Here is a 5,644-nt window from a genome sequence, read left to right on the forward strand (position 1 = left end):
GACTGTCTGACGTTCGAAGATCAGGTTGAACGGCATGGCTACGGCCCGCATGAATTCAGGGTGACCGACCGAGGTCTGGCGGAGATTCAAGAGGACCGATACGAGGTGTACGCTAAGGAATTGGGGTGGTCGTGATCGACAGCTCGGCAAGTCGCCCAACTACCTGCTCCAGCCGCCGGCGGGCGTCAGGTGCGGGGTTGAAGTCACGAGGGCATGCGCCCGCCGCGGCTGAGCGGGAGCGTTAGGCCGCGCACACGGGAGCGCGGCGGAGAGTAGAGAAATGCAAGTTACCCTGAAGACCCGAAAGCCAGCAGATCACCTCGCAGCCAGCGACCTTTCGACGTTTCCGGTCTGGGAGTTCGCCCTGGATGAAGAAGGCATCGAGGGTCGCGACGAAACCTGGGTTCGCCCGCTCAACACTCAGCTCGTGCGTAGAGGGGAGTACTCGCTGCAAGTGGCTGCTGACTTCAAGGCCGCGTGCGGGCGTGCGTATAGCGGTTTCGTCACCGTCACTACGGCTGAAGAGCCTGTCGAGATCAGCGGTGGAGTCGTCTTGCTTGGATCCGACCACCTACCCATCCCAAGTCCAGGGATGTTCGGTTTTCAGGAAGTGAGAGAAGGGTTGCTCTCGCGTTTGGGACTGTCGGAATCCGAACTCTTCCCAATCACCTATACGCTTCGTGTCCTCATTGAAGGCGAGCAAGTTTTGCGCACTGGAGTGCTGATTCGAGCAGCCTAACAGCGACATGCACCTGACGGCGCTCCGCGCCTCAGCTGATGCCGATGTCGTTAGCCAGCTGGGATTGTCCAACGGCAGGTGACGTGCTCATGGCGGACCCTAGTCGACCCTACGCCGAGGAACGCATCTGGAAGCCGCTCGCACTGGATCCGGGACTCCTCGGCTTCCCTGGCGCGGTTGCGCTGTACCAGGCCCAGATCGGCAATCAGAGCGGCTTCGTTGACCTAGTTCTGTTCCCTTCGCAGCGCACGAAGGTCGTCCTCGTTGAGGCCAAGCGCGCTGCCGATGGGCGCGCCGCAGCCGACGTGATTGGGCAGCTCCTGAAGTACTATACGCACGCCCTGAACCTCGGGCAGGCTGGGGTAGAGAGGATGAGGAACCTTGCGTCCGACCTGAGCCACGGGCGGGTCCTCCGCTCGCGGCAAGTCTCCTTGAAGTCGCTGTTCAACGCGAAGTCCAGCGTGTCGGCTCAGGAGGAAGCCGCGGCCGGTGACCAGTTGCACCCAGCTGATATCGAATTGATTGTGGCATTGGATGATGATGCCCCAAAGTTCCAACCGCGTCTCATTGCTTCGTCGGAGACGCTCTCCCGCTGGCATTACATTCCACTGTCAGTAGTGATTGTCCCCGGGGATGGCAGCGTGAAGTGGCGATTCCAGCACCCACGGTTCGGGCTGGGGCAGGGTGAGGCTGGCTAACAGCGCGGTGGAGCAGGCCCGCCTACTGCGGGCCGCTCACCGCGAACGTTAGCCCGCTCTGTACTATCGCGGTGGGTAAACGAGTTCGGCAAAATATGCGCCTTACGATCCGTTTGAGTGCTGCCAACGAAAGGAGTGATGAAAGTGTCAACTAGAAATCTAATCCGTTGGAGTGGACTGATAAGCCTCTTGGCAGGCATACTGTTCGCTCTCGCTGCCTTCATTCATCCTGCTGGTGAAACTCTTGCCGACTTCCTGAGTCCCAACTGGGTGACGGCGCATCTGCTCGGGTGGGTGTCACTAATACTCATGCAGTTGGGCCTTATGGGATTGTATGCTCGGCAAGTGGAAAAGACAGGCTGGCTCGGGCTGGTAGGTTTCATTCTGGCGTTCATCGGCACTGCCTTTGGCGGAGCCATACAGTTCATGTCTGGTACTGTCATACCCTTGGTCGCTGCGGAGGCGGCTGCGATTTTTGATCAAGCAAGGACCGCGGCCACATTTGCATTGCCGCTCTTGCCTCTTGGATTTGGCTTGGGCTACCTCCTTTTTGGCATCGGTACGATGCGCGCAAGTGTGTTGCCCCGTTGGTCAGGTCTTTTGATGAGCATCGGGGTATCGTTTTTGTCTTCGCGATATTCTCACAGGAAATCTCCCTTCTTAGCGGCCCGCTGCCGCATGTGATCGGCGACTCCGGCGCAGCGGTATTTGGCCTCGGTCTGGTGTGGATGGGCTACGCGCTCTGGTTTGAAAAGCGCGAGCCTGCAAAATAGGGAAAGCCTACAGCCAGGGTTTCACCGTCTTCGTCAGGGAACACGGTACGTTGCGCTCTGTTCTAACAGGAAAGGGCACGGGCTAACACCGGCATGAACCCGACGCGCTCCGTTATGGCTCCGCGCGCAGGTTATTCCGACCGTTAGACCTCATGGACAAGAGCCTATCCTCAACCCTATCCAGGTTGCACAGGACTGTGCTCAAGCCGCTAGGTTTCCGTAAGAAATCTGCGACGTTCTCTCGCGAGCACGCTGACTACACTGAACTGTTCAACATCCAAGCGTCCCGGTGGAACGGCCCATGGGGCCGCTCGTTTTACGTCAATTGTGGGCTGACGTTCCGGGACCTGCCCATGGAGTTCCCTTGGACTTACTTCCCCAATACGCAGTGGGCTGATCGCATCGAGACCGTCGTGCCTACCGCTCCTAAGCAGTGGGACTACTCGGAGAACCAGAACATGACTCAACTGACCGAGAGGCTTGGCGCCTGCATACTTGAGGCGTCGGAGGAATTCGCGGCTAGCCTAAGTAAGTACAGGCAGGAGTACCTGGAGCGGGTCGAGAGGATCCTGCAATACAGGCAGGGCCCTAAGGCCTAACTCTTCATTCAAGCCGACGCCACTTCGTGGCACGGCTTAATTCAGGCGTTAGGCGGCGCGAGTTCACACGGCATCACGCTGAACAGATAAGGAGAATACACGAGTGAACACCACTTGGCATCAAAGACTTACGGGCATCTTGTTCATTGTCGGGGCCGCGCTGGTCAACATCCCCTACACCTTGCTCATCATGAACTTTGACTATCCCGACATTCTACGAGAGCCGACTGGACACATATTGACTCGGTATCAGGAGGGTGGAACGGGCCTCATATTCACCTGGCTTGCATTTGCTTGGGTAGGCATCCCCTTGCTTTTTGCGATTGTTATGTTGAAAAATGTTGGAGCGGGAAGATACACCTTATCTATGAAGCGGGACTGTAGTTGGAGTCATCGGCGGAGCCGCACAGATGATTGGTTTACTCCGCTGGACATTTGTTGTTCCGGTCCTAGCGAGGACATACACTGAGCCACTGCCAGTACCGCCACAAAAGAATCCGCCGTTATTGTCTTTCAAGCGGTTCATCAGTATGGCGGTGTCGTTCCTGGTGAACACATTGGACAAACCTTCACTATTATCTGGATGTTGCTGATCAGCCTTGCGATGTTCAAGTCAAATCTCTTCAAGCCGTGGCTGGCTTGGTTTGGGATTCTGGCATCCGTTGTGTATTCATTGGCGCAAACGGAACTACTGGCTACCGTAATCCCCAATTTCCCCGTTGTGCCTGAAACAGGCCTGATTGGAAGCCTGCTGTGGCTAGTATGGATGATTGTGCTAGGCATCTTCTTGGTACGCGCTAAAACTAATGCTACTCAATAGCATCGCCGCCCAACCATTGCCTGCACCCGACTTGGCCTCCGCGCCGCCAAAGGCGCGGCGCTCCGGCCAAGCGGCTGAAGCGGAACGTTAGGCTGCCAGGAGCATCTGCCGAAGCAGAGCTGACTTACAGTCGAAAGGAAAGGAGAGGATGAAGTGGCAATCAAGGTGATCGTCGAACTGCAAGCTAAACCAGGCAAACGGGCTGAGCTCAAGAGTCTAATCGAGAGCATTGTGGCGAACCATGGACCAGGCCAGCGTGGTTTCCTGGGTAGCACGCGCTACGAGGTGCTCGATAACCCCGACATGCTGGTTGAGATCGCCGATTGGGAGTCGGCCGAGGCGCGGGTGGCGCACATGCAGGAGGCTGCGGCCAGCGGCGTCTACGCACCTCTGTCGGAGATGTTGGCCGCGCCATTCAGGGCTACGATCATCAGGCAACTGCCTTGACGGGCGGCCGGTGTCACTGTCAGCACCCCGCGCCCGGCCTCGCGGAGAGGGCCGGACGGTGTGGTGCTAAAGTTATTTCCTTGCGAACGAGATGGAGAATACATAACGGATAAACCTTCGGACTGGACAGCAATCGAGTATGGGAGCGCTGCTGCATGCCTCGCAGGATAGCCGATTGAAAGTCTTGGTGGATTTCACATCGTACTTATGACAGAGAATCCTTCGTTCTTGACATAATTCAATGAGGATATTAATTGACAGAAATCGAAAAAGGAACGGATATCCTCCTCAGTAATAGTGGCAGCCTAACATCCGCTGCAGTGGACGTGGCTGGCGCCACCTGAGAGCGGGAGCCCCAGGCTAGGGTTGTCTCGGGTCAACCCGGCTCGCCTTGCCAGCCCCGCCACGCCACTGAGCTTTATCGTTAGGCTGCTTCGAGAAGCCAATGCACCCCAAGAAACCCGCGGACGGGAGCCATAGTTCCTGAGAAGGAGCCGCACATGAAGAGGACACATCTCAGTCTCTACTATCTTTTCGCCTATTTGATTGTTGCAGGAGTAGCTCTCATCCTGGCCCCCCAACTGGCCCTCAAGTTGCTCCTATCAAACGGTAATTACGGGGACGTCTTCCCCCGCCTCCTCGGAGTCGTCCTGCTAGCCCTCGGCATCCTGATACTCCAGATCGTGCGCCATCGGGTGGAGGTGCTATATCCTTGGACGCTGGTCGTTCGCGCGATGATTCTCGTCGTCCTGCTTGGTTTGTACGTACGCGCGTGACCCATTCTTCCTTGTGCTCATGGGAGTGGTCGCGCTTGGGGTCGTTTTGACAGGGATAAGCTACTTTCGCGACCGCCGCAGGTAGGAGCGTTCAGAAGCATCCAGAGCGACGCATTCATGGCCGCGGCCCAATCCATGCGGTGGGTTTCAGGTAATTCCCATGCGAAGCAGCCTGACTACTCGCTGGAGCCGACCCTCCTAGCTGGCGAAAACGCGACGGTCTGTTGCCTGCCAGGGTGCGCGAAAACGGGGGAGCGTGAGCCGGAGCCGTCGGGCGGCTCAGCTCGGGGCCGTTAGGCAGACCCGCAGAGTGGCACCTGGAAGAACGCGGCCGGTGGACCGGTATATACTAACGGCGATGCCAACCATCCTGCGCGCCGGCCCGTACCGGTTCTTTTTCTACTCGGCCGATCGCGGGGAGGCGCCTCACGTGCATGTGGAACGCGAGGCGAAGCGGGCGAAGTTCTGGTTGGTTCCGGTCCGACTCCACGAGAGCCGGGGGTTCAATCGGGCTGAGATTAACCGGTTGAGGGGACTGGTGGAGCGGAACGAATCTAGGCTGTTGGAGGCGTGGCATGAGTTCTTTGGTGAGTAAGGGTCGGGTTGCCCGGGCCGAGAAGGTGCGAGTTACACACGAAGAACTCATCGTAGATCTAGTGGACGGCCGGACGGTCACGGTACCCGTGCAGTGGTATCCGCGTCTGGCGAACGGAACACCGGCCGAGCGTCGCCACTGGAGGCTGATTGGGCGAGGAGAGGGGATTCACTGGCCGGACCTGGATGAGGACATTG

Annotated in this window: 6 protein-coding genes; all 6 read left to right on the forward strand. The window is 57.9% G+C overall.

What is annotated here, in order from left to right; translation table 11 throughout:
* The first annotated feature begins 280 nt into the window (after window positions 1-280).
* Window positions 281-739: a hypothetical protein gene (locus VIH17_03620; GenBank protein ID HEY4682321.1), complete on the forward strand. Its 459-nt coding sequence runs from the start codon at window positions 281-283 to the stop codon at window positions 737-739.
* 89 nt (window positions 740-828) lie between these two features.
* On the forward strand, window positions 829-1,437 hold the full coding sequence (locus tag VIH17_03625; protein ID HEY4682322.1) for a hypothetical protein: 609 nt from the start codon (window positions 829-831) through the stop codon (window positions 1,435-1,437).
* 189 nt (window positions 1,438-1,626) lie between these two features.
* A complete protein-coding gene (locus VIH17_03630; protein ID HEY4682323.1) occupies window positions 1,627-2,121 on the forward strand; it encodes a hypothetical protein in 495 nt (164 codons plus the stop codon).
* Window positions 2,122-3,782: 1,661 nt separating this feature from the next.
* Complete coding sequence (locus tag VIH17_03635) at window positions 3,783-4,076, forward strand: antibiotic biosynthesis monooxygenase (GenBank protein ID HEY4682324.1); 294 nt, start codon at window positions 3,783-3,785, stop codon at window positions 4,074-4,076.
* A 500-nt stretch (window positions 4,077-4,576) separates the two neighbouring features.
* Complete coding sequence (locus tag VIH17_03640) at window positions 4,577-4,852, forward strand: hypothetical protein (GenBank protein HEY4682325.1); 276 nt, start codon at window positions 4,577-4,579, stop codon at window positions 4,850-4,852.
* Between the two features lie 575 nt (window positions 4,853-5,427).
* On the forward strand, window positions 5,428-5,644 hold a 217-nt coding region (locus tag VIH17_03645; GenBank protein ID HEY4682326.1), incomplete at its 3' end, for a DUF2442 domain-containing protein.

The organism is Candidatus Acidiferrales bacterium (genome assembly GCA_036514995.1).
Taxonomy (GTDB): Bacteria; Acidobacteriota; Terriglobia; order Acidiferrales; family DATBWB01; genus DATBWB01.